This window comes from Rhodanobacter sp. GW835-FHT13D09, from assembly GCF_058793995.1.
Genome location: NZ_JBXAGL010000005.1, coordinates 206,912 through 228,632 on the forward strand (window position 1 = coordinate 206,912; position 21,721 = coordinate 228,632).

Sequence of the window (21,721 nt, forward strand, 5' to 3'; positions counted from 1 at the left end):
TCACAACCTCTCAGTGCAGGGCGGTCGCCGGTGCGCCGAGCCGGCCGGCGTCGTCCAGCGCCACGCGGCCCAGCGCGTGCAGTTCGGCGGCGATCCCGTAGCGGTCGGCCAGCAGCGCCAGCAGCGGTCCCAACGCCTGCGGCTGCAGCGGATAGCCGTGCGCCAGCGCGCGGGCATGGCCGCCGTCGCCGCGCTGCGCCACGGTGACCGCCACCACGCCCAGGCCGGGCGCCTCGTGCGCGAACAGCGACGGCGGGTCGTAGCCGGGTTCCACGGCGGCGAGGGTCTCCACCAGGTAACCGCTGGCGGCTTCGCTCGCACCCGCGCCGTACGGTTGCAGCTGCAGTGGCAGCTGGTGTGCGTCGAGCAGCGCGGCGTACTGGCGAAGCTCGAACACGATGCCGGCGAAGTCGTGCGTGCGCTGCCTGGTTCCATCGGGGTCGAGCGCGCCGGCTTGCCCGGCCAGCCATTGCGAAGGCGACTGCGCCAGTACCCTGCCGTCGGCATAGCGCAGGGCCAGCCCGCGCGCGCTCATCGTCGATTCTTCCTGGTACGGCGTGAGCAGCGCCGCCTCCAGCAGCACCCACAGCGGCGCCAGGTTGACGTGCTCGTACTGCACGCAGGTCAGCGCGAGCAGGTCGTTGCGGCTGAAATAGCGCGCGTGCTCCAGCCGGATGCCGAGCGCGCGCATCAGCCAGTCGGCGGTGCGCGTGCCCAGTTCGCCGCGGCCGACCAGCTGGACCTCCAGCTGCTCGGACAACTCCTCGGCCTGTTCCGCCGGGACCAGCAGGCTCATCGGCAGCAGCCGCATCGGGCCGTCGGCGTAAACCACCGACGGTTCCAGCGGCTGCGCCGGCATGTGCCCCTCGTGGGTGCCGAACGCGACCACGTTCTCCAGATGGCCGCGCGGCACGCGCCGGGCCAGCTCCTCCAGCGTGGTCCACACCGGGAAGCCTGGCCGCAGCAGCTCGACCTGGTCGAACAGCGCGGCGGCCAGCGCCAGTCGCGCGGCGTCGACCTGCGGCACCAGCCCGTGCAGGTCGGCGGCGACCAGCGCGGCCAGCTCGGCGGCCTCGTCGCGGGTGAAGGTCATCCGCGACGCCGGCTCGCCCGCGACCGGTTCCAGTGCCAGCACGACTGGCAGGGCGAGCAGCGTTTTCGATTCCACGAGCGAGGGTCCGCAAGACATGAAGAGACGAATTCTATCATTCAGCGATTTGGGCTTTCGCCGCAGGGCATGGCGGGTTAGCCTTGACAAACTTGAGTGGTGGACTGTCCTGAGCATGGAAAACACGCAAAAGCGCGTCGGGGTGATCGGCGGCGTGCGCATTCCGTTCTGCCGCAACAACACCGCCTACGCCGACGTTGGCAACTTCGGCATGTCGGTGAAAGTGCTCGGTGCGCTGGTCGAGCGCTTCGGCCTGCACGGGGTGGAACTGGGCGAGGTGGCGATGGGCGCGGTGATCAAGCACTCGTCCGACTGGAACCTCGCGCGCGAGGCGCTGCTGAGCTCCGGACTGGCGCCGACCACGCCGGGCATCACCACGGCGCGCGCCTGCGGCACCTCGCTCGACAACACGATCATCATCGCCAACAAGATCGCCGCCGGACAGATCGAGGCCGGCATCGCCGGCGGTTCGGACACCACCTCCGACGTACCGATCGTCTACGGCACCCGCCTGCGCAAGCGCCTGCTGGCGATGAATCGCGCGAAGACGCCGCTGGACAAGCTGAAGGTGGCGCTGCGCGGGTTCTCGCTCGGCGAGCTGAAGCCGTCGTTCCCCGGCGTGGCCGAACCGCGCACCGGCAAGTCGATGGGCGACCACTGCGAGCAGATGGCGAAGGAATGGCATATCGCCCGCGAGGCGCAGGACCGGCTGGCGCTGGACAGCCACCGCAAGCTGGCCGCTGCGTATGACGCCGGCTTCTTCGAGGACCTGCTGGTGCCGTTTCGCGGCCTGCGGCGCGACGGCTTCCTGCGCCCGGATTCGAGCCTGGAGAAGCTGGCGGCGCTGAAGCCCGCGTTCGACAAGAGCTCCGGCCACGGCACGCTCACCGCCGGCAACTCCACCGGCTTGTCCGACGGCGCCGCCGCGGTGCTGCTGGGCAGCGACGCGTGGGCCGCGCAGCGCGGCCTGAAGGTGCAGGCGTACCTGCGCGACGCCGAGGTCGCCGCGGTGGACTTCGTGCACGGCGAGGGCCTGCTGATGGCGCCGACCATCGCGGTGCCGCGCATGCTGGCGCGGCACGGGCTGAGCCTGCAGGACTTCGACTACTACGAGATCCACGAGGCTTTCGCGGCGCAGGTGCTGTGCACGCTGCGCGCGTGGGAATCCGCCGACTACTGCAAGCAGCGGCTCGGTCTGGACGCGCCGCTCGGCTCGATCGACCCGGCGAAGCTCAATGTGCACGGCTCCAGCCTCGCCGTAGGCCATCCATTCGCCGCCACCGGCGCACGGATCGTCGCCACGCTGGCGAAGCTGCTGGAACAGAAGGGCTCGGGCCGCGGCCTGATCTCGATCTGCACCGCCGGCGGCATGGGCGTCACCGCGATCCTCGAACGGTGATGGGCCGGCGGCTTCAGCCACGATTCGCCCAGGCGGGTGCATAAAGGCCGCCATGTTTCGCCTGCGCACCACCACCACCCTCAGCCTGCTCGCACTGGCCGCCGGCGTCGCCGGCACCGGCTGGCTGAGCACGCAGACCGATGTCTGGCCCGGTCCGCCGGCGCGTTACACCGCGCAGATCGACAGCCCGACCGCGCTGCGCGCCCGCCCTGCCCCGCACCGCGCGCGCGGCGCGCATGGCCCGGCGCGCGTGGCGCAGGTGCGCCGGTCGCCGCCGACGGTGGTTGCCAACGACGAGGCGCAGGCCGCCGTCGCCGCACCCGCACCGACGCTGGTGCCGCTGGCGACGCCCGCCGACACCTCGCAGTCGTGGGACCAGTTGCACGACCACCTCGACGGCCGCGTGCTGCTGCACGTCGACGTCGACGCCAGCGGCCGGGTCAGCGCCGCCAGCCTGGCCGAATCCAGCGGCGACCCGGTGCTCGACCAGCACGCCCTGCGCAGCGTGCGCGGCTGGCGCTTCATGGTGCCGCCGGACCACCCCGATGGCTTCAGCGGTGAGCTGCCGATGCGCTTTTCCTCGCGCGGCGATGGCGTCGCGAAGCTGCCGTAGGGTTCCATCCGGTCGCAGTGGCGCGGACGGTTCGGGAGCTCTTGACAGTTCCTGCTTCGAAAAACGTGGCAGCGACCGAGGTCTTTCCGGAGTAGAAGGCGCGGCGAGCGGAGCTCACAGCACGCCCTTGGCGCCCACCCCGAACGCGGTGACCAGCCGCGTGATGATCAGCTTCGACGACAGCGCCACGTCGGGGAAATCGCCGACCGGTTCGTAACAGGCGTAGAAATTCGGGTCGGTGGCCCGCAGCGGCTGGCAGCCGGGCTTGAGGTCGTAGCTGGTGGCGTAGCGGAATGGCCACAGGTCGAACAGCGGCAATCGCTCGGAGATGTTGCCGATGACCTGGTTGATGTCGGTGAGCACCGGCACTTTCGACTGCCGCGGCGCGATCACCCAGGCGTTTTCCGGCTGGGTGAGCTGGGTGATGCTGAGACGCAGCTGACCGGCGAACGCGTGGTCGTAGACGATTACTCCGGCCTCGGTGTTGTAGCGGTCCGAGCGGGGGTCGAAGTTGTGCGAGCCCACCATCGCGAACGCCCCGTCGACCACGATCGACTTCGCGTGCAGGCCGAAGCGACGGCCTTCGCTTTGCAGCGGCGCCGGCCGGTTGCCGCTGCCGCGGCTGCCGAGCAGGCGGAAGCGGGCGCGCCTGGCCTTGGCCAGGCTCGCGGTTTCCGGCGGCAGGCCGGTCGTGTCGGTGTCGAGGTTGGCCAGTTCGTAGTCTTCCGTCGCGCTGGGCGCATGCGGCTTCATCTCGTGGATCTCGAAGCCGAACTTCTTCAGGTAGCGCTTGCGGTGCTTGTACGACATGGCGTACACGGCGAACGCGTCGGTCGACGCCAGCGAATTGGTCGAGACGATCACCTGCGGCGGCTCGCCGAGCCGGTGCAGGCGCCGGAAGATGCGCTGGGCGCGACGGCTCATCACCAGGTATGGCGTCTGCAGCACCACCTGCTCCTTCGCCTCGCTGATCATGCGCATGATGTGCCGGGTGAATTCCAGCGCGCGCTGCTTGTCCGGCTTGTCGGTCTTCGACGGCAGGTCGCTGAAGTAGTCGACCTTGCCCACGCGCAGCGAAGGGTCGACCAGCCAGGCCTGCAGCCAGGCCGGATCCTCGGCCGCCTGCTGCACCTGGGCCACCCGCAGCGGCCGGCGGTAGTGCGGCGCCGGCCACGTGGGCGGCGCAGGGTCGGACAGGATGCGCCGGTTGACGTCGCGCAGGTGGGTGAGTGGGATCGAGCGCCGATGGTTCCAGAACAGCGCGAAGCTGTTCGCCATCTGCGCCGCGGCGGGGCCGCCGACCATCACGTCGCGGTCGATATAGTCGAATGCGTCATCCCAGTTGAAGTAGCGGTCCTGGTAGTTGCGCCCGCCGGTGATGCCGATGGCGTTGTCCACCAGCAGCAGCTTGTTGTGCATGCGCTGGTTGAACTGCATGAAGCAGCACAGGATGCCGGCGGCGAATTCCAGCGGCTGGGTGTGCGCCTTGTGGAAGGTGGGGTTGTACAGCCGCACCTGCAGGTTCGGGCTGACCCGCGCCAGCCGGTCCAGCAGGGCCAGATCGTTGAAGGAGAAGAGCTGGTCGGCCAGGATGCGCACCTGCACGCCGCGCCGCGCCGCCCGCACCAGTTCGTCCAGCATCAGCTGGCCGGCGTCGTCCTGGTCCCAGATGTAGGTCTGCACGTCGATCGACTGGCGTGCTGCGCGCACCAGGTTGATCCGTGCGGCCATCGCCGGCGCGCTGTCGTCGAGCAGGGTGACCACATGCACCGGCTGCTGCGGCGTGGAGGCGGCCAGCGCCTCGGTGGCTGCGGCCAGCAGCGGCGAGGGGATCGCGCAATGGTCGGCCTGGTTGCAGCTGGTGCTGCGGTCGGCGCTGGCGGCGACGATCGCATCGGCCCGGCGGATCTGCGCGCGCGACACCGTGCAGCCCTGCAACAGCAGCAGCGCGAGCAGGAGCGGCAGGGCGAATCGGCGCAGGGCGGGCATATGAGGATGATACGGGCGATGTCTGTTGCGTCCGTGTCCATGGCGCGTCGACCGCCGATACGCGCCGGTCAGGGCGACCAGAACGCGTCCAGCCGGGCGTTGCCCGGCTCCAGCGTGCCGCCCAGGTGCAGCACCGCCAGCGCACCGGGCGGCATGCCGCGGAATTCGTCGGAGCGGCCTTCCACCAGCAAGGCCACCAGTCGCTCGATGCCGGGGTTGTGGCCGACCAGCAGCACCGTGCCGGCGTCGGCTTGCTGGTCGAGCAGCGCCAGCAGTTCGCCGGGCGAGGCGTCGTAGATTTCGTCGGCCGTCTGCGGCACCGGCGCGCCGTCGATCGCGGCCAGTGCCAGCCGGGTGGTCTCGCCGGTGCGCCGGGCCGGCGAGCAAAGCACGCGGTCCGGCCGCAAGCCGTGCTTGGCCAGCCACAGCCCGGCAGCCTGCGCCTCCTGCTCGCCGCGAGTGCTGAGCGGCCGCTGGTGGTCGTCGCCGGCGGTGTCCATCGGCACGGCTTCGGCGTGTCGCAACAGGATCAGTTCGTGCATGGAGGACTCCGGGGGTGGGTTGGCGTGGCGCGCGACCGGCAGCGGGGCGTGCCTCACGATGGCTGGCGCTTGATCCAGCGCAGCAGGGCCTTCCAATCCTGCTGGTGGCTGCGGACCTGTTCGGACTGGTAGTCGAAGATGCCCTTGCCGAGGCTGGCGAGCAGCACGTAGGCCTGGCTGTCGCGCAACTGCGCGGCGATCGGGAACGGAGACTGCTCGGCGAGCCGGGCCAGCGCGTCCTGGCTGGCGTGGGTCCAGGGCTTGAGCCGGTTGGCGACCAGTGCCACCGGCAGCTTGCCGCGGTGGATTCGGCGGATCGACTGCAGCTCGCCGAGGAAGCGCAGCGTGGCATCGAGATCGAACGAAGAGGGCAACACCGGTACCAGCAGCACATCGGCCACGTCGATGTAAGGTTCCAGCTCGCGCTCGTCGGCGCCGGCGGGGGTGTCGATCAGCAACTGCTGGGTGTCCGCCGGCACCCGCTGCAGGTTGCGCCGGCCGCTGTCGAAGGCCAGCACGCCCGGCACGCTGTCGGGCCGCAGTTCGGCCCAGTGGAAGCTGGAGTGCTGCCGGTCGGCGTCGATGATCGCGGTGCGCTGCCCGGCCTGGGCCCAATGCGACGCCAGTTGCGTCACCAGCGTGCTCTTGCCGCAACCACCCTTGCTGCTCGCCACCAGCGTCGTAAGCATCGGATCACCCCTGCCACGGAAGGTGGTCCAAGCCTAGCGGGCAAGGTGGGAAAGGGGAATGCCCCGCGAGGGCGTGCGTGGACGGGAACGAGAACCGGGAGGGGAGCCTTGAGCGATGCGGCGCACGCTCCAAGGCTTTCCCGAGTCCCGGATTACTGCGCCTTGCGCGGCTGCCAGCCGGCGGGGGCTTCGGTGGGGATATTGCGGTCACGCAGGGCGGCCAGCAGCAGGCTCGCCTCGGTACCGCCGTTGCGGGCCAGCGCCAGCAGATGCTGGGCCAGCGCCGGTTCGTCCTGCGCCTGGGCCAGCAGCTGGTTGAAGTTCTGCACCTGCCAGACCAGGTGGCGCCGGGCGTCCCTGGCGTCCTGCTGCTGGGCCGGGTCCTCGGCCAGCACTTCGCGCAGGTGCAGGCCGAGCGAGCGGGCGAGCGGGCTGGAACCCCATTCGAGAGTCTTGCCCAGCTTCAGGCAGTCGGCCCGGATCGAGGCGTCCTCACTGGCGTTTTCGCACAGCTTGGCGACCAGTGGCAGGCTCGGCTGCGGCTGGGTGCCGGCCAGCCCGAAGACCAGTACCGCCTGCATGCCGGCCGTTCCGCCCGGATGCGCCGGGTCCAGCGTGGCGGGCGGCGGCGGCAATACGCCGACCGCGTTGGCCAGCGCCTTCAGGCTGGCACCGGTGTAGTCGTCGTACAGCTTGCCGGCGGCCGCCTTGGCCAGGTCCGCGCGGGCGGCGTCCTGCTTCATGTCGTGCGCGTCGACACCGAGCTTGACCAGCCATACGGCGGCGTTGTCCGGTGCCTGGCCAAGCAGGTGTTCCAGCGCGGCGGCGTTCGGGCAGGCATCGGCCTGTGCGTCGCAGTCGGCCAGTTGCGCCCAGAACAGCGCGGCATCGGCGCCGTCGGCCCGGGTGGCGCGCTCGATCAGCCGGTGGAAGCTGTTTTCCGGCGGCTGGTTGAACAGCGGCCGGGCCAGCAGGGCGGCGCCGAGCAGCCGTTGGGGGTCGTCGTTCGGCGCCAGCACGCTGACCAGGTCGCGCTGGAACGCGAGCTGGGCCTTGTCGCGGGCCTGGGTCGCCTTGTCCGGGGTGCGGTGGCCCTTGTCGACAGTGGCCTTGCCGGCGAATGCCGGTACGGCGGCGAGCGACAGGGCGCAGGCCAGGGCGAGGCAATGCCATCCACGCATCATGGGGTCGGTTCCGCAATCGGGCAAAGCGCGCAGCATACCTCCCGTGGATTAAGCGCGGCTGATCCAGCGGCCGGTGAAGACTGATCGGAGCGGCAAGGCTTGCTAGGATGGGGTTTCCCGGCGCAGGGCCGCGCCCCCACGATCATTGTTCGGGAGACGCGTAGTGGATCATCTGTCGACATTCGCCGACGGCGCACCCTGGTTCGTCGGCTGGGGCACGCTGGCCCTGATCAATGCCGCCCTGGCGCAGGGCAAGAACCGCAGCGGCCTGCTGTGGTTCCTGCTCTCGCTGCCGTTCGGCCCGCTCGCCACCTTGTTGCTGGTGCTGCTGCCGAAGGTGCGTTCGAAGATGTTTTGAGGGTCGGGATTCGGGAGACGGGAGTCGGCCAAGCCGGATCCCGCGCCGCGGCCGCTCTTTCGAATCCCTAATCCCTGCTCTTATTCGCCCAGCGCCTCGCGCATGAATTCCGGCTGGGCCAGCGCGGCCTTGTGGATCTCGGCGTTGTAGTAGCGGGTGGCGAAGTTCTTGGCGCTGGCGCCGCGCTCGCGGAAGCCGGACAGGTCGCCGCCCTTGCGCGCCATGGTGCAGCTCCACCAGCCGGTGGGGTAGCACGGCTGCGGGAACGGCAGCGTCTTCACCGCGCTGAAGCCGGAGGTGCGCATCGCCGAGCGCATCGACTTGATCAGTTCCAGATGCGCCAGCGGCGATTCGCTCTGCTGCACCAGCAGGCCGCCGTGACGCAATGCCTTGTGGCAGCTGGTGTAGAACGCGGCGTTGAACAGGCCTTCGGCCGGGCCGACCGGGTCGGTCGAGTCGACGATGATCAGGTCCAGCGAGTCGGGCTCGGCCTCGGCCATGTACTTGATGCCGTCGATGAACAGCAGCTCGGCGCGCGGGTCGCCGTTCGCCTCGCACAGCTCGGGGAAATACTCCTCCGCGAGGCGGGTAACGCGCTCGTCGATCTCCACCTGCACCGCGTGCTCGACTTCCTCGTGCTTGAGCACTTCGCGCAGCGTGCCGCAGTCGCCGCCGCCGATGATCACCACGCGCTTGGCGCGCGCATGGGTGAACAGCGCCGGGTGGGTCATCATCTCGTGATAGAGGAAGTTGTCGCGGCTGGTCAGCATCACGCAGCCGTCGATCACCATCAGGTTGCCCCAGTCGGTGGTCTTGTGGATCTCGATGGTCTGGAACGGGGTCTTCTCCGCGTGCAGCAGCCGCTCGGTGCGGAAACCGATGGAGGAGCCGGAGGCCTGGTGGGCCTCGGTGAACCAGTGGGCTTCATTCGGCCGGGCTTCATTCGGCGTGGACTGCTGCGACATGGGGGTGTTCCTGGCGAACCGGGTGAAAGGACAAAGACCGCCAATTGTAGCGGCAACGGCGGTGAACGTCCCGAGAGCCCCTGGTGGCGATTTGCGCATATCGTCACAGCCGCCCATTACAATGGCGCCCGGCATGGCCGGCGCAGCGCGCCGGCCGCCGACCAGCCCGATCGGCCCCGCGGCGTGCGAGGCTTCCGGTCGCCCGGGCTCGTGCTCGTGTAGAGCTAAAGCGTCAAGGCTCGCCGCTGCGACGACATCATTCGTTTGCACGAGGAGCAACGCTGATGGCGAACCATTGGACTGTCGACACCGCCCGGCACACCTACGCCGTGCCGCACTGGGGCGACGGCTATGTGGACGTGGACGATGCCGGCGAAATCGTGATGCGCCCGCGCGGTGCGTACGGCCCGGCGCTGTCGCTGCCGCGGATCGTCGAGCGCGCCTGTGCCGAGGGCCTGCGGCTGCCGCTGCTGGTGCGTTTTCCGGACATCCTGGCCGACCGCTTGGCGCGGCTGCAGGGCGCGTTCGCCAAGGCGATCGGCGAGTGGCACTACGCCGGCGGCTACACCGCGATCTACCCGATCAAGGTGAACCAGCAGCGCGGCGTGGCTGGCGAGCTGGTCGCCGCCGGCAGCCACGGCTTCGGCCTGGAGGCGGGCTCCAAGCCCGAGCTGATGGCGGTGCTGGCGATGGCGCGGCCGGGTTCCATCGTGATCTGCAACGGCTACAAGGACCGCGAGTACATCCGCCTGGCGCTGATCGGCACCAGGCTCGGCCTGCGCGTGCACATCGTGATCGAGAAGCTGTCCGAGCTGGATCACGTGTTCGCCGAGGCGAAGGCGCTGGGCGTGGAGCCATTGCTCGGCGTGCGCGTGCGGCTGGCCTCGATCGGCGCCGGCAAGTGGCAGAACACCGGCGGCGACAAGGGCAAGTTCGGCCTGTCGCCGAACCAGGTGCTGACCCTGATCGAGCGGCTCGACGCGGCCGGCCTCAAGCACACGCTGAAGCTGCAGCACTTCCACATGGGCTCGCAGATTTCCAACGTGCGCGACATCGCCAACGGCATGCGCGAGGCCACGCGCTATTTCGTCGAGCTATGCCGGATGGGCGTGCCGCTGGAGATCGTCGACGTCGGCGGCGGCCTCGGCGTGGATTACGAAGGCTCGCGTTCGCGCAGCCACAACTCGATCAACTATTCGATCGAGCAGTACGCCGCCACCATCGTGCAGTCGCTGGCCGAGGCGGTCGAGGCCGAAGGGTTGGCCGCGCCGCACATCCTCACCGAGGCGGGCCGCGCGATGACCGCGCACCACGCGGTGATGGTAGTCAACGTGACCGAGGTGGAACCGGTCCCGGCCGGCGCGATCCCGCCGCCGTGCGCGGAGGAGCCGGCGGTGCTGCGCCGGTTGCGCGAGACCTGGGAAGAGCTGGACCGGCGCCCCGCGCTGGAACTGTTCCATGAAGCCCAGCACCACCTCAGCGAAGGCCAGACGCTGTACGCGCTGGGCCAGCTCGCGCTGGCAGACCGCGCGCGACTGGACGAGATGTACTACGCGATCGCCAACGCCGTGCGCACCCGCCTGCTGCCCGCCGAGCGCTCGCACCGGCAGGCGCTGGACGAACTGGACGAGAAACTGGTCGACAAGTACTTCGTCAACTTCTCGGTGTTCGAGTCGATCCCCGACGTGTGGGCGATCGGGCAGATCTTCCCGATCGCGCCGATCGCCCGGCTGGACGAGCGGCCGGCGCGGCGCGGCGTGATCGTCGACCTCACCTGCGACTCGGACGGCCGCATCGACCACTACGTCGACGCCGAGGGCGTCGACGTCAGCCTGCCGCTGCACGCGCTGCGGAATGGCGAAAGCTACCGGCTCGGCATCTTCATGGTCGGCGCCTACCAGGAGACGCTGGGCGACATCCACAACCTGTTCGGCGACACCGACGCGGTCAACGTACGCGTGGACGGCGACAGCTACGCCTTCGCACATATACGCCGCGGTGACACCACCGACCTCATGCTCGACTATGTCGGCTACGACCTTGAGGCGCTGCGCCGGAGTTACCGCGAGCGCATCGCCGGCGCGGGCGTGACCGGCACCGAAGCCGCGCAGCTGTACGGCGCGCTCGATGGCGGGCTCACCGCGTACACCTACCTGGCCGAGGACGTGCGCTGATGGCATGACGGTGGCGCGGGCCTGGCCCAAGGTCCGATGGCGGCGGTCGCGGCGGTGCCTACAATCCGGTGGACGGGCGCACTGACGTGGCCGTGTCTCCCCATTCCCCTCCAAGGAGCAGTGCATGACAAGTCTCAACGGCAAGGTGGCCCTCATCACCGGCGCGGCCAGCGGCCTCGGCAAGGCGATCGCCGAGCTGTACGCGAAGAACGGCGCCAGCGTGGCGATCGCCGACATCAACCAGCAGGCCGCCGACGCGGTGGCGGCCGGGATCAACGCGGCCGGCGGCAAGGCGCTCGGCGTGGCGATGGACGTGACCAGCGAGGAGGCGGTCAATGCCGGCACCGACAAGGTGGTCGCCGCCTTCGGCGCGCTGGACATCCTGGTTTCCAACGCCGGCGTGCAGATCATCAACCCGATCGATCAGTTCGCCTTCGCCGACTGGAAGAAGATGCTGGCGATCCATCTCGATGGCGGCTTCCTCACCACCAAGGCCGCGCTGAAGCACATGTACCAGGGCGACCGCGGCGGCATCGTGATCTACATGGGCTCGGTGCACTCGCATGAGGCCTCGAAGCTGAAGTCCGCCTACGTCGCCGCCAAGCACGGCCTGCTCGGCCTGGCCCGCACGCTGGCCAAGGAAGGCGCCGCGCACAATGTGCGCTCGCACGTGATCTGCCCCGGCTTCGTGCGCACGCCGCTGGTGGAGAAGCAGATTCCCGAGCAGGCTAAGGAGCTGGGCATCACGGAGGACGAGGTGATCCGCAACGTGATGCTGAAGGACACCGTCGACGGCGTGTTCACCACCGTCGAGGACATCGCGCAGACCGCGCTGTACCTCGCGACCTTCCCCAGCGCCGCGCTGACCGGCCAGAGCGTCGTGGTCAGCCACGGCTGGTTCATGCAGTGACGAGGCCCGAACCGGCGGCCTCGCTTGCCGCGGCGGTGGCGCGCGATTACCGCGCCATAGCGCTGGTGCTGCAGGGCGGCGGCGCGCTCGGCGCCTACCAGGCCGGCGTATTCGAGGCGCTGGACGAAGCCGGCCTGCAGCCGACGCGCGTGGCGGGCATTTCGATCGGCGCGCTGAACGCCGCGATCATCGCCGGCAACGCGCCCGGGCGACGGGTGGAACGGCTGCGCGAGTTCTGGGAGGCGATCTGCCGCCCGCCGCTGTGGCCGGCTGCATCGGCACTGCCCTGGTTCGACGCGGTGGCGTGGCCCACCGCATGGCTCAACGGGTTGAGCGGCCTGGCCGCCTGGCGCGCGATGACCGAGGGCCAGGCCGGCTTCTTCCGCCCGCGCCTGCCGCCGCCGTTGCTGGGAGGGCAAGCCGCGCCGGGCAGCGTGAGCTGGTACGACACCGCGCCGCTGCGCGCCACGCTGGAGCGGCTGGTCGATTTCGACCGCCTCAACGACCCGCGGGCGATGCGCGTGGCGGTCGGCGCGGTGAATGTGCGCAGCGGCAACTTCGCCTACTTCGACAATCGCCGCGAACGCCTGCGCCCCGAGCACTTCATGGCCTCCGGCGCGCTGCCGCCGGGCTTCCCGGCGGTGGAGGTCGACGGCGAGTTCTACTGGGACGGCGGCATGGTCTCCAACACCCCGCTGTACGAGGTGCTGAGCGAACGTCCCGGTTGCGACACGCTGGTGTTCCAGGTCGACCTGTGGAGCGCCCGCGGCGCGCTGCCGCGCGACCTTGCCGACGTGGCCGAGCGCAGCAAGGAGATCCAGTACTCCAGCCGCACCCGGCTGGTCACCGAGTTCATGCGTCGCACGCAGGAGCAGCGCCGCCTGCTGCACGACCTGATGGCGCTGGTGCCGGCCGACCGCCGCAACGACCCGGCCTACCGCCATGCCGAGGCGCGTGCGGCGGCGGCGCTGACCAACGTGATCCACCTGATCTACCGGGATCGGCCGCACGAGGGCCATTTCAAGGATTACGAATTCAGCGCCGCCAGCATGCGCAGCCACTGGCAGAGCGGGCTGGACGACATGCGCCACACGCTGGCGCATCCGCACTGGCTGGCTGCGCCCGATCCCGAGCAGCCGTTCGTGACGCACGACGTGCATCGCGGCGAGGCGGGCTGAACGTCTACCGGCCCGGGGCGTGGCCGCTCAACTGTCCCGCGCGACCTGCAGCCCGGCCGCCGACTGGCTGACCGGCATCACCTCGATGCGGCAGATGTCGAGATGCGGCGGCAGGTTGGCGATCCACCAGATCGTGTCGGCGATGTCGTCGGCGGTGATCGGGTGGCTACCGGCGTAGAGCTGGTCGGAGGCGGCCTGATCGCCGCCGGTGCGTACCAGGGTGAACTCGGTCTCGGCCATGCCTGGTTCGATCGAACTCACCCGCACGCCGGTGCCGTGCAGGTCGGTGCGCAGGTTCTGCGAGAACTGGGTGACGAAGGCCTTGGTGCCGCCGTACACGTTGCCGCCGCGGTAGGCGTAGCTGCCCGCGATCGAGCTGATGTTGACGATCGCGCCGCGGCGCGCGATCAGCTGCGGCAGCAGCAGGTGGGTCAGCGTCACCAGCGCGGTGACGTTGGTGTCGATCATCTGCTTCCACTGCGCCAGGTCCGCCTGCTGCGCCGGCGCGGTGCCCAGCGCCAGGCCGGCGTTGTTGACCAGCAGGTCGATGTTGGCGAAAGCGGGCGGCAAGGCCGCGTGCGCCGCGCGCATCGCCGCCTCGTCGCGCACGTCGAACGCCGTCGCGTGCACGCGTTCCGCGCCATGGCGGTCCACCAGCGGCTGCAGCCGTTCGGCGCGCCGGCCGCTGGCGATCACCCGCCAGCCGCCGGCCACGAAACGTTCCACGGCGGCGGCGCCAAACCCGGAGGTGGCGCCGGTGATCCAGGCAGTCTTGGTCGTCATGTGCGGAATGTGGGGTGGGAGGGTGCGTCGGGCCTAGTGGCCTTCCTTCAGCGCGATCGCGTTGATGCCGGCGCCTGCCAGTCGCTGCTTGGTCGATTCCAGTTCGGTGGCCGAGCGGAACGGGCCCAGCCGCACGCGGTGGTAGGTCTGCCCGCCGATGCTGACCGGCTGCACGTTGGCGACGAAGCCCTGCAGCGCGAGCTTGGCCTTCAGCGTTTCCGCGTCGGCGGCGTTCGGGAACGCGCCGACCTGCAGCAGATAGCCGCTGCCGGTCGCGGGTTGCGGCACCGCGCTGGCCGGTGCCGCGGTGACGTCCTGGGTGACCGTGGCCGGCACGTTCGCCGGCGCCGGCTTGGCCGCCTGCTGCGCCTGCAGTTGCGCCGCCTGCTGCTTCTGCTGCTGCTCGACGCGCGCCTGCGCGCTGATCTCGGCGTCGGGGATGCGCACTTCCTTCTCCGACAGCACCGAGTAGAAATCGAATTGCGGCTTCTTCGGCGCGTTGTCGCCGGTGCCCGCCTCGAGTACGCCCGGCGCGCTGCCTCGCTCGGCGGTTGCCTGCGGGTTCGCCTGTGGGCCGTCGGCCTTGCGCAGGCCGGTCAGCAGGCTGCCGCGCATCATCACCGCCATCAGGATCGCGCCGGCCACCAGGCCGACGACGGCGTAACCCCAGCCCGGGAAGCCGCTGCTGCCATTGCGCACGGCCTGCCGGCCCCTGCCCTTGCGTGTTGCCATTACATCTTCTCCGGGGCGCCGAGGCCCAGCAAATCCAGGCCATTCTTCAACACCTGGCGGGTCGCCACCACCAGCGCCAGGCGCGCGTTGCGCAGCGCGGTGTCCTCGACCAGGAACTGGTGCGAGTTGTAGTAGGTATGGAACGCGTTGGCCAGCTCGCGCAGCCACGCCGCGACCAGGTGCGGCTCCAGGTTCGCCGCGGCGGCCTCGACCTGTTCGGGATACTTCGACAGCTCGGTCAGCAGGATCTGCTCGTGCTCGTTGTCCAGCCGGTCGAGGTGGGCGAGGCCATCGGCGAGGTCGACCGTGAAGCCCTTCTCCGGCGCCTGGCGCAGCACGCTGCAGACGCGCGCATGCGCATACTGGATGTAGTAGACCGGGTTGTCGTTCGACTGCGAACGGGCCAGGTCGATATCGAACACCAGTTGCGAATCACCCTTGCGCGAGATCAGGAAGTAGCGTGTGGCGTCGCGGCCGACCTGGTCGATCAGATCGCGCAGGGTGACGTAGCTGCCGGCGCGCTTGGAGATCTTCACCTCCTCGCCGCCCTTCATCACCGTGACCATCTGGTACAGCATGTAGTCGGGGTAACCCGTGGGGATGCCGCAATCGAGCGCCTGCAGGCCGGCCTTCACCCGCGCCAGCGAGCCGTGGTGGTCCGAGCCCAGCACGGTGATGGCCTTGCCGTAGCCGCGCTGCCATTTCGACAGGTGGTAGGCGACGTCCGGTACGAAGTAGGTGTAGGTGCCGTCGGACTTGCGCATCACGCGGTCCTTGTCGTCACCGAAATCGGTGGTGCGCAGCCACAACGCACCACCTTCCTCGTAGGTGTGGCCGTGCGCGACCAGTTCGCGCACGGTCTCTTCCACCTTGCCGTCGCTGTACAGCGAGGATTCCAGGAAGTAGGTGTCAAAGCCCACGCCGAATGCCTGCAGGTCCAGGTCCTGCTCGTGGCGCAGGCTGGCCACGGCGAAGCGGCGGATCGCGTCGAGGTCATCGACATCGCCAGCGCCGGTGACCGTTTCGCCGTCGGCGACCACCGATTCGCGGTCGAGGTAGGCGCGCGCCACTTCAGCGATGTAGTCGCCGCGGTAGCCGTTCTCCGGCCAGTGGCTGTTGTCCGGGGTGATCCCGCGGCTGCGCGCCTGCACCGAAATGGCGAGATTGGCGATCTGCACGCCGGCGTCGTTGTAGTAGAACTCGCGCTTCACGTTCCAGCCGCTGGCGTCGAGCAGTCGGCTGAGGCAGTCGCCGATCGCCGCGTTGCGGCCATGGCCCACGTGCAACGGGCCGGTCGGGTTGGCCGAGACGAATTCCACGCCCACGGTCCTGCCGTCGCCGCTGGCATTGCGCCCGTAGGCCTCGCCTTCGGCCATGATCCGCTGCACTTCGGCGTGGTAGGCACCTGGCGCGAGGAAGAAGTTGATGAAACCGGGGCCGGCGATCTCGACTTTCTCGACCAGGGTGTTCGCCGGCAGTGCGGCAACCAGTTTCTCGGCCAGTTCGCGCGGCTTGGCGCGGGCCGGCTTGGCCAGCAGCATTGCCACGTTGCTGGCGAAATCGCCATGCTCGCGGCTGCGCGCTCGCTCGATCACGAAACCGGGCAGGTCAAGGTCGGCGGGCAAGGTGGCGGCGCCTTGCAGGGTCTGGATCGCCTGCCGTACCAGTTCGCGCAGCTGTTCTTTCACGGATGGGGTCGGTTTCGTGATGGAACCGCCAATCCTAACAGACCGGCCCGTGGCGAAACGCGCCGCCATGAGCGATGACGGCGTGGGTCCGGCAGGTTGATCCGGATATGACGGAATCATGATGCGCCGCCGCGAGCCGGCCTGTGGATAAGTCTGTGGGGAAAGCAGCGGGCCATGGTTTTCCACGGACTCGCGGGTGCCAACCATCCCGTAATAAGAAGAAATTATATAGCAATATCAATCTGTTACTCCATCAATCTAGAGTCGACAGGTGGATAGGCCCGGTAGGGCCCGTCTCGCCGTTTTGTGCATAAGTTCCCGAGACTTGGCGATACTTCCGCTCAGGGCGGGCGTCATGCTTTCGTCATGCCGCACTGCGACAATGATCTGGCCGGGGCATGAACTCCCCTCCATGTCACGGTCCGGGGATGCCGCTCTCCCCCAACTCCCACAATCGGCCTCGCGGCGTGGCTCGTGCCACGCCGTTTTTTTGTGGGGCGGTTTCAGAGCAGGCCGCGGGCTGCCATCGACACCGGTTCGCCGCTGCCGATCACCAGATGGTCGAGCACGCGCACGCCGACCAGTTGCAGCGCATCGCGCAATTCGTGGGTGATCGCGCGGTCCGCGGCACTGGGTTCGGCGACGCCGGAGGGGTGGTTGTGAGCGAAGATCACCGCGCAGGCGTTGTGCTGCAGGCAGGCCCGCACCACCTCGCGCGGATGCACGCTGGCGCCGTCCACGGTGCCGCGGAACAGCTCCTCGAACGCCAGCACGCGGTGGCGGTTGTCCAGGTACAGGCAGCCGAACACCTCGTAGGGCAGGTGGCGCAGCTGCGCGCGCAGGTAGTCACCGCTGTCGCGCGGGTCGCCCAGGCTGGGTTTCTCCCGCAGCTGTTCGGCCAGGCTGCGCCGGGCCAGTTCCAGCGCGGCAGCGATCCGCGCACGCTTGGCCGGGCCCAGTCCGCCGACACGGATCGGCCGCTCGGGCCGGGCCAGCAGTGCGCCCAGGCTGCCGGCGTGGGCCAGCAGTTCGCGCCCCAGCGCCAGCGCATCCTTGCCGCGACTGCCGTTGCCCAGCAGCACGGCCAGCAGCTCGGCGTCGGACAGCGCGCCGCTGCCGCGCGCCAGCAATTTTTCGCGGGGGCGTTCCCCCTCGGGCCAGTTGCGGATGCTCATGGCCCTACCATGCCGGAGGCCGTCGGCGCCGGGCAGCGGTATGCTCGAATGAATCCGGTAAGCTACATCTCTGCCCGATTGTCAGGCCCGCCTTACATGAGTCTTGCCCAACGCCGCATCCTGCTGGGAGTGTCGGGCGGCATCGCCGCCTACAAGTCCTGCGAACTGGTCCGCCGCCTGCGCGATCTTGGCGCCGAGGTGCGCGTGGCGATGACCGAGGGCGCCACCCGCTTCGTCAGCCCGACCACCTTCCAGGCACTGTCCGGCCAGCCCGTGCGGGTCAGCCTGTGGGATGCGCAGGCCGAGGCGGCGATGGGCCATATCGAACTCGCGCGCTGGGCCGAACGGATCCTGGTGGCGCCGGCCAGTGCCGACCTGCTGGCGCGGCTGGCGCACGGCTTGGCCGACGACCTGCTGACCACCTTGTGCCTGGCCAGCGCGGCGCCGCTGTACCTAGCGCCGGCGATGAACCGGCAGATGTGGGCGCACCCCGCGGTGCAGGCCAACCTCGACACGCTGCGCCAGCGCGGCGCGCTGATCCTCGGGCCGGCATCCGGCGAGCAGGCCTGCGGCGACATCGGCAATGGCCGCATGCTGGAGCCGCACGAATTGCGCGATGCGCTGATCGCCTCGTTCGGCGATCATCCGCTGGCCGGACTGAAGGTGGTGGTCAGCGCCGGCCCCACCTACGAGGACATCGACCCGGTGCGCTTCATCGGCAACCGCAGCTCGGGAAAGATGGGCTTCGCGGTGGCCGAGGCCGCGGCGCATGCCGGCGCCGAGGTGACCCTGGTGGCCGGGCCGGTAAGCCTGGCCACGCCGGCCAGCGTGGCCAGGCGCATCGACGTGCGCAGCGCGGCGCAGATGCACGCGGCGGTGCTGCAGGCGGCGGCACAGGCGGATATCTACATCGGCGCAGCGGCTGTCGGCGACTACCGCCCGCAGGAGGTGTCCGCACAGAAGCTGAAGAAGCGCGACGGCGGCGACCTGGTGCTGCGCCTGGGCGAGAATCCGGACATCCTGGCCAGCCTCTCGGCGCAAACCGCGCACCCGTTCCTGGTCGGATTTGCCGCGGAGACGCAAGATGTGGCGGCTTATGCCCAGGACAAGCTGCAGCGCAAGGGGCTGGACATGATTGCGGCGAATCAGGTGGGCGACGGCCTCGGTTTCGAGGCTGCCGACAATGCGTTGACCCTGTACTGGGCCGGGGGCATGGTGGAGCTGCCGCGCACGGCCAAGTCCGAATTGGCGCGCCGGCTGGTCGCCCGCGTGGCCGAACGCTACCGGGCGACGCGCGGATGACGATCGACGTCGAGCTGAAGATCCTCGATCCGCGCCTGGGCGACAGCATCCCGCTGCCGCAGGCGGCCACCGCCGGCAGCGCCGGCATGGACCTGCGCGCTGCGCTGGAGCAGCCGCTGACATTGCGGCCCGGCGAAAGTGCGCTGGTGCCCAGCGGCATTGCGATCCACATCGGCGACCCGGGCTGGTGCGCATTGGTGGTGCCGCGTTCGGGGCTGGGCCACAAGCATGGGCTGGTGATGGGCAACCTGGTCGGAGTGATCGACGCCGACTACCAGGGGCCGCTGATGATTTCGTGCTGGAACCGCGGCAGCCAGGCGTACACCATCGCCGTGGGCGACCGCATCGCCCAGTTGCTGCTGGTGCCGGTGGCGCGGGCACGGCTGAACGTCGTGGCCGATTTCGCGCCGAGTGCACGCGGCAGCGGCGGGTTCGGCTCGACCGGCGTCCAATAATCAGGCGGTCGGCCCGGCAGCACCGGTCCGGCCCGCAGCACAGCCGCGGGGGCGGGTATGGCGTTGAACATCGGCAATGAACGGCGGCGGGGTCTCCAGGTCGACTGGCGCGATCTGCTGCCCCTGGCTGGCGGCACTGCCCTGCTGCTGCTGGGGTTGTTCTGTGCCTGGCAGACCTGGCTGATCGCCGACGAAGGCGACGCGATCCGGCGGGTGCATCTGGCCCAGGACGAGGCGGTCAAGGCACTGTCCGAGGAAATCGCCAGCCAGCGCGCCGCGATCGAGAAGGTGCTCGTAACGGTGGATCCGGCGGCGCTGATGAGCGCCCCGGCGCAATCCGCCGTGGCGCTGCGCCAACGCCTGCCGCAGGCGAAGACGCTTGAGCTGTACAGCGGCGACCTGGGCGAGGTGCTGCACGCCAACTATCGCGTGTTCGGCTACGCCAAGGCGGCCCAGCTGATGGGGGCGGAGAGTGCCGACGGGATGCCGCCGGCGCAGAGCGTCTCCTACGGCAGCGGCGATCGCCGCTTGAGCCTGGTGATGCCGCTGGGGCCGCCGCCGCAGGTGCAGGCCTGGGCCTGGGTCGAATTGCCGTTCGCGCCGCTGAAGCAGCGTTTCGACGCGATTTCCCCGGCTGGCGGCCGGCTCGACCTGCGCCAGGGCGACGATCGCGGCAACGTGCAGTTGTATTCGCATGGCACTGACTCGGCCGAGGCCGAGGCGGTCGGCAAGCCGGTTCCCGGCAGCGTGTTCAGCGTGGGCGCCGGCCTGCCAGGCGCCTTCATCGTGCTGCCGCGGTCGTGGCTGCTGAGCGGGCTGCTGGCCCTGCTCGGCCTGGGTGGCGGCGTCCAGCTGCTGCGTCTGCGCCTGCGCTGGAAAGCGGCGCCGGAGGCCGAGGAGCCCGATGTGCCGCTGCCGGCCCGCCAGGTCGCCATAGTCCGGTCGCCGCCGCCGGAGCCGCTGGAGCCGCCACCGGTCGTCGCCGCCCCGGCGGCCGGCATCGACCCAAGCATCTTCCGCGCGTACGACGTACGCGGCGTGGTCGGCAAGAGCCTGAACCGGGACGTGGCGCGGGCGCTGGGCCAGTCGATCGGCACCTTGATGGGCGAGAAGGGCCTGCGCGAAATCGTGGTCGGCCGAGACGGCCGGCTGTCCGGACCGGAGCTGGCCGGCGCGCTGGCCGAGGGCCTGCGCGAGGCCGGCGTCGACGTGATCGACATTGGCGCGGTACCGACCCCGGTGGTGTATTACGCCACCTATCGCTTCAACACCGGCTGTGGCGTGGCGGTCACCGGCAGCCACAACCCGCCGGATTACAACGGCTTCAAGATCGTGGTCGGCGGCGAGACCTTGTCCGAAGGCGCGATCCAGGACCTGTACCAGCGCATCGCCGGCGGCGCGCTGGCCAGTGGCGGCGGTGGCGGCCTGCGCCAGGTGGACGTGGTGCCGGACTATATCGAGAAGATCGTCTCCGACGTGCTGGCCGAGCGCCACCTGAAGGTGGTGGTCGACTGCGGCAACGGCATTCCCGGCGCGATCGCGCCGCAACTGCTGGAAGGTATCGGCTGCGAGGTGGTGCCGCTGTACTGCGACGTCGATGGCACCTTCCCCAACCATCACCCGGATCCGTCGGATCCGCACAACCTGGAAGACCTGGTCCACGCCGTGCGGCAGACCGGCGCCGACCTCGGCCTGGCGTTCGACGGCGACGGCGACCGGCTCGGCGTGGTCAGCCGCTCCGGCGAGATCGTCTATCCGGACCGCCTGCTGATGTTGTTCGCGCGTGACGTGCTGTCGCGTCAGCCCGGCGCCACGGTCATCTACGACGTAAAGTGCACCAGCCACCTCAAGGGGCAGATCCTGGACGCGGGCGGCAGCCCGCTGATGTGGCGCACCGGGCATTCGCTGATCAAGGCGAAGATGCGCGAGACCGGCGCCGAGCTGGCCGGCGAGATGAGCGGGCATTTCTTCTTCAAGGAGCGCTGGTACGGCTTCGACGATGGCCTGTACGCCGCCGCGCGGCTGCTGGAGATCATCGCCGGCGACCTGGAGGGGCGCAGCGCGGAGGGGATCTTCGCCACCCTGCCCAAGAGCATCTCCACGCCGGAGCTGAAGGTCGAACTGGCCGAGGGCGAGCACTACCGCTTCATGGACCAGCTGCGTCAGCAGGCCAGCTTCGAGGGCGCCAGCCTGATCACCATCGACGGCCTGCGCGCGGACTGGCCGGATGGCTGGGGTCTGGTGCGTGCGTCGAACACCACGCCCGTGCTGGTGCTGCGCTTCGAGGCGGACAACCCGGTCGCGCTGGGGAGGATCCAGCAGGTCTTCCGCAGCCAGCTGCTGGCAGTGGACGCCACGTTGACGCTGCCTTTCTGAGAAGCCGCGGGCCCCGGCACCGGGATCCACGCGCCCGCTTT

At 69.6% G+C, this 21,721-nt stretch carries 19 protein-coding genes; 9 read left to right on the forward strand and 10 right to left on the reverse strand.

Annotated elements, in window-relative coordinates; translation table 11 throughout:
• Nucleotides 1–10: 10 nt before the first annotated feature.
• Nucleotides 11–1,168, reverse strand: coding sequence for a hypothetical protein (locus tag AC1Q5A_RS09540; protein ID WP_492700471.1), 1,158 nt, complete (start codon nucleotides 1,166–1,168; stop codon nucleotides 11–13).
• A gap of 115 nt (nucleotides 1,169–1,283) precedes the next feature.
• On the opposite strand from AC1Q5A_RS09540, the gene AC1Q5A_RS09545 reads away from it, so the two are divergent.
• Nucleotides 1,284–2,567: an acetyl-CoA C-acetyltransferase gene (locus AC1Q5A_RS09545; RefSeq protein WP_492700472.1), complete on the forward strand. Its 1,284-nt coding sequence runs from the start codon at nucleotides 1,284–1,286 to the stop codon at nucleotides 2,565–2,567.
• Between the two features lie 52 nt (nucleotides 2,568–2,619).
• Complete coding sequence (locus tag AC1Q5A_RS09550) at nucleotides 2,620–3,180, forward strand: energy transducer TonB family protein (RefSeq protein WP_492700473.1); 561 nt, start codon at nucleotides 2,620–2,622, stop codon at nucleotides 3,178–3,180.
• Nucleotides 3,181–3,294: 114 nt separating this feature from the next.
• Here AC1Q5A_RS09550 and AC1Q5A_RS09555 read toward each other — a convergent pair whose 3' ends face one another.
• The 4 genes from AC1Q5A_RS09555 to AC1Q5A_RS09570 all read right to left on the reverse strand — a co-directional run bounded on the left by AC1Q5A_RS09555 (nucleotide 3,295) and on the right by AC1Q5A_RS09570 (nucleotide 7,584).
• Nucleotides 3,295–5,169: a phospholipase D-like domain-containing protein gene (locus AC1Q5A_RS09555; RefSeq protein WP_492700474.1), complete on the reverse strand. Its 1,875-nt coding sequence runs from the start codon at nucleotides 5,167–5,169 to the stop codon at nucleotides 3,295–3,297.
• 68 nt (nucleotides 5,170–5,237) lie between these two features.
• Nucleotides 5,238–5,711: a SixA phosphatase family protein gene (locus AC1Q5A_RS09560; RefSeq protein WP_492700475.1), complete on the reverse strand. Its 474-nt coding sequence runs from the start codon at nucleotides 5,709–5,711 to the stop codon at nucleotides 5,238–5,240.
• Between the two features lie 53 nt (nucleotides 5,712–5,764).
• The gene (locus AC1Q5A_RS09565; protein ID WP_492700476.1) at nucleotides 5,765–6,400 is read right to left on the reverse strand and encodes a nucleotide-binding protein; all 636 of its coding nucleotides are present in this window, start codon (nucleotides 6,398–6,400) and stop codon (nucleotides 5,765–5,767) included.
• A 152-nt stretch (nucleotides 6,401–6,552) separates the two neighbouring features.
• On the reverse strand, nucleotides 6,553–7,584 hold the full coding sequence (locus AC1Q5A_RS09570; protein ID WP_492700477.1) for a hypothetical protein: 1,032 nt from the start codon (nucleotides 7,582–7,584) through the stop codon (nucleotides 6,553–6,555).
• A gap of 163 nt (nucleotides 7,585–7,747) precedes the next feature.
• Here AC1Q5A_RS09570 and AC1Q5A_RS09575 point away from each other — a divergent pair, with 163 nt between their 5' ends.
• Complete coding sequence (locus AC1Q5A_RS09575; protein ID WP_114345822.1) at nucleotides 7,748–7,942, forward strand: antitermination protein NusB; 195 nt, start codon at nucleotides 7,748–7,750, stop codon at nucleotides 7,940–7,942.
• Between the two features lie 80 nt (nucleotides 7,943–8,022).
• On the opposite strand, the gene speE is transcribed toward AC1Q5A_RS09575, so the two are convergent.
• Entirely contained in the window at nucleotides 8,023–8,907 is an 885-nt protein-coding gene (gene speE, locus AC1Q5A_RS09580) for a polyamine aminopropyltransferase (RefSeq protein ID WP_492700478.1), read from the reverse strand.
• Nucleotides 8,908–9,191: 284 nt separating this feature from the next.
• Between speE and speA the strand changes: the two genes are divergently transcribed.
• The 3 genes from speA to AC1Q5A_RS09595 all read left to right on the forward strand — a co-directional run bounded on the left by speA (nucleotide 9,192) and on the right by AC1Q5A_RS09595 (nucleotide 13,169).
• The gene (gene speA / locus AC1Q5A_RS09585; protein WP_492700479.1) at nucleotides 9,192–11,081 is read left to right on the forward strand and encodes an arginine decarboxylase; all 1,890 of its coding nucleotides are present in this window, start codon (nucleotides 9,192–9,194) and stop codon (nucleotides 11,079–11,081) included.
• Nucleotides 11,082–11,205: 124 nt separating this feature from the next.
• Nucleotides 11,206–11,991 (forward strand): 3-hydroxybutyrate dehydrogenase, encoded by a 786-nt coding sequence (locus tag AC1Q5A_RS09590; protein WP_492700480.1) that lies wholly within the window; start codon nucleotides 11,206–11,208, stop codon nucleotides 11,989–11,991.
• On the forward strand, nucleotides 11,988–13,169 hold the full coding sequence (locus tag AC1Q5A_RS09595) for a DUF3734 domain-containing protein (protein WP_492700481.1): 1,182 nt from the start codon (nucleotides 11,988–11,990) through the stop codon (nucleotides 13,167–13,169). The genes AC1Q5A_RS09590 and AC1Q5A_RS09595 overlap by 4 nt, the downstream gene beginning before the upstream one ends.
• Nucleotides 13,170–13,196: 27 nt before the next feature.
• On the opposite strand, the gene AC1Q5A_RS09600 is transcribed toward AC1Q5A_RS09595, so the two are convergent.
• The 4 genes from AC1Q5A_RS09600 to radC form a co-directional block, all read right to left on the reverse strand.
• Complete coding sequence (locus tag AC1Q5A_RS09600; RefSeq protein WP_492700482.1) at nucleotides 13,197–13,952, reverse strand: SDR family NAD(P)-dependent oxidoreductase; 756 nt, start codon at nucleotides 13,950–13,952, stop codon at nucleotides 13,197–13,199.
• Between the two features lie 33 nt (nucleotides 13,953–13,985).
• On the reverse strand, nucleotides 13,986–14,684 hold the full coding sequence (locus tag AC1Q5A_RS09605; protein WP_492700483.1) for an SPOR domain-containing protein: 699 nt from the start codon (nucleotides 14,682–14,684) through the stop codon (nucleotides 13,986–13,988).
• Nucleotides 14,684–16,372, reverse strand: coding sequence for an arginine--tRNA ligase (gene argS, locus AC1Q5A_RS09610; RefSeq protein WP_492700484.1), 1,689 nt, complete (start codon nucleotides 16,370–16,372; stop codon nucleotides 14,684–14,686). Before argS ends, AC1Q5A_RS09605 begins: the two co-directional genes overlap by 1 nt.
• Before the next feature lie 503 nt (nucleotides 16,373–16,875).
• A complete protein-coding gene (gene radC / locus AC1Q5A_RS09615) occupies nucleotides 16,876–17,547 on the reverse strand; it encodes a RadC family protein (RefSeq protein ID WP_492700485.1) in 672 nt (223 codons plus the stop codon).
• A 96-nt stretch (nucleotides 17,548–17,643) separates the two neighbouring features.
• Here radC and coaBC point away from each other — a divergent pair, with 96 nt between their 5' ends.
• From coaBC to AC1Q5A_RS09630, 3 genes are read left to right on the forward strand one after another with little or no spacing between them, the layout of a single operon-like run.
• Nucleotides 17,644–18,849, forward strand: a complete 1,206-nt coding sequence (gene coaBC, locus AC1Q5A_RS09620) for a bifunctional phosphopantothenoylcysteine decarboxylase/phosphopantothenate--cysteine ligase CoaBC (RefSeq protein ID WP_492700486.1) — start codon at nucleotides 17,644–17,646, stop codon at nucleotides 18,847–18,849.
• The gene (gene dut / locus AC1Q5A_RS09625; protein WP_492700487.1) at nucleotides 18,846–19,304 is read left to right on the forward strand and encodes a dUTP diphosphatase; all 459 of its coding nucleotides are present in this window, start codon (nucleotides 18,846–18,848) and stop codon (nucleotides 19,302–19,304) included. Before coaBC ends, dut begins: the two co-directional genes overlap by 4 nt.
• A gap of 57 nt (nucleotides 19,305–19,361) precedes the next feature.
• Nucleotides 19,362–21,680: a phosphomannomutase/phosphoglucomutase gene (locus AC1Q5A_RS09630; RefSeq protein WP_492700488.1), complete on the forward strand. Its 2,319-nt coding sequence runs from the start codon at nucleotides 19,362–19,364 to the stop codon at nucleotides 21,678–21,680.
• Nucleotides 21,681–21,721: the final 41 nt, after the last annotated feature.

Excerpts from the sequence above, each read along its gene's own strand:
- AC1Q5A_RS09545 (WP_492700472.1), top strand. The coding sequence starts at position 1,284 with ATGGAAAACACGCAAAAGCGCGTCGGGGTGATCGGCGGCGTGCGCATT.
- AC1Q5A_RS09550 (WP_492700473.1), top strand. The coding sequence starts at position 2,620 with ATGTTTCGCCTGCGCACCACCACCACCCTCAGCCTGCTCGCACTGGCC.
- AC1Q5A_RS09555 (WP_492700474.1), bottom strand. The coding sequence starts at position 5,169 with ATGCCCGCCCTGCGCCGATTCGCCCTGCCGCTCCTGCTCGCGCTGCTG.
- AC1Q5A_RS09560 (WP_492700475.1), bottom strand. The coding sequence starts at position 5,711 with ATGCACGAACTGATCCTGTTGCGACACGCCGAAGCCGTGCCGATGGAC.
- AC1Q5A_RS09565 (WP_492700476.1), bottom strand. The coding sequence starts at position 6,400 with ATGCTTACGACGCTGGTGGCGAGCAGCAAGGGTGGTTGCGGCAAGAGC.
- AC1Q5A_RS09570 (WP_492700477.1), bottom strand. The coding sequence starts at position 7,584 with ATGATGCGTGGATGGCATTGCCTCGCCCTGGCCTGCGCCCTGTCGCTC.
- speE (WP_492700478.1), bottom strand. The coding sequence starts at position 8,907 with ATGTCGCAGCAGTCCACGCCGAATGAAGCCCGGCCGAATGAAGCCCAC.
- speA (WP_492700479.1), top strand. The coding sequence starts at position 9,192 with ATGGCGAACCATTGGACTGTCGACACCGCCCGGCACACCTACGCCGTG.
- AC1Q5A_RS09590 (WP_492700480.1), top strand. The coding sequence starts at position 11,206 with ATGACAAGTCTCAACGGCAAGGTGGCCCTCATCACCGGCGCGGCCAGC.
- AC1Q5A_RS09600 (WP_492700482.1), bottom strand. The coding sequence starts at position 13,952 with ATGACGACCAAGACTGCCTGGATCACCGGCGCCACCTCCGGGTTTGGC.
- AC1Q5A_RS09605 (WP_492700483.1), bottom strand. The coding sequence starts at position 14,684 with ATGGCAACACGCAAGGGCAGGGGCCGGCAGGCCGTGCGCAATGGCAGC.
- radC (WP_492700485.1), bottom strand. The coding sequence starts at position 17,547 with ATGAGCATCCGCAACTGGCCCGAGGGGGAACGCCCCCGCGAAAAATTG.
- coaBC (WP_492700486.1), top strand. The coding sequence starts at position 17,644 with ATGAGTCTTGCCCAACGCCGCATCCTGCTGGGAGTGTCGGGCGGCATC.
- dut (WP_492700487.1), top strand. The coding sequence starts at position 18,846 with ATGACGATCGACGTCGAGCTGAAGATCCTCGATCCGCGCCTGGGCGAC.
- AC1Q5A_RS09630 (WP_492700488.1), top strand. The coding sequence starts at position 19,362 with ATGGCGTTGAACATCGGCAATGAACGGCGGCGGGGTCTCCAGGTCGAC.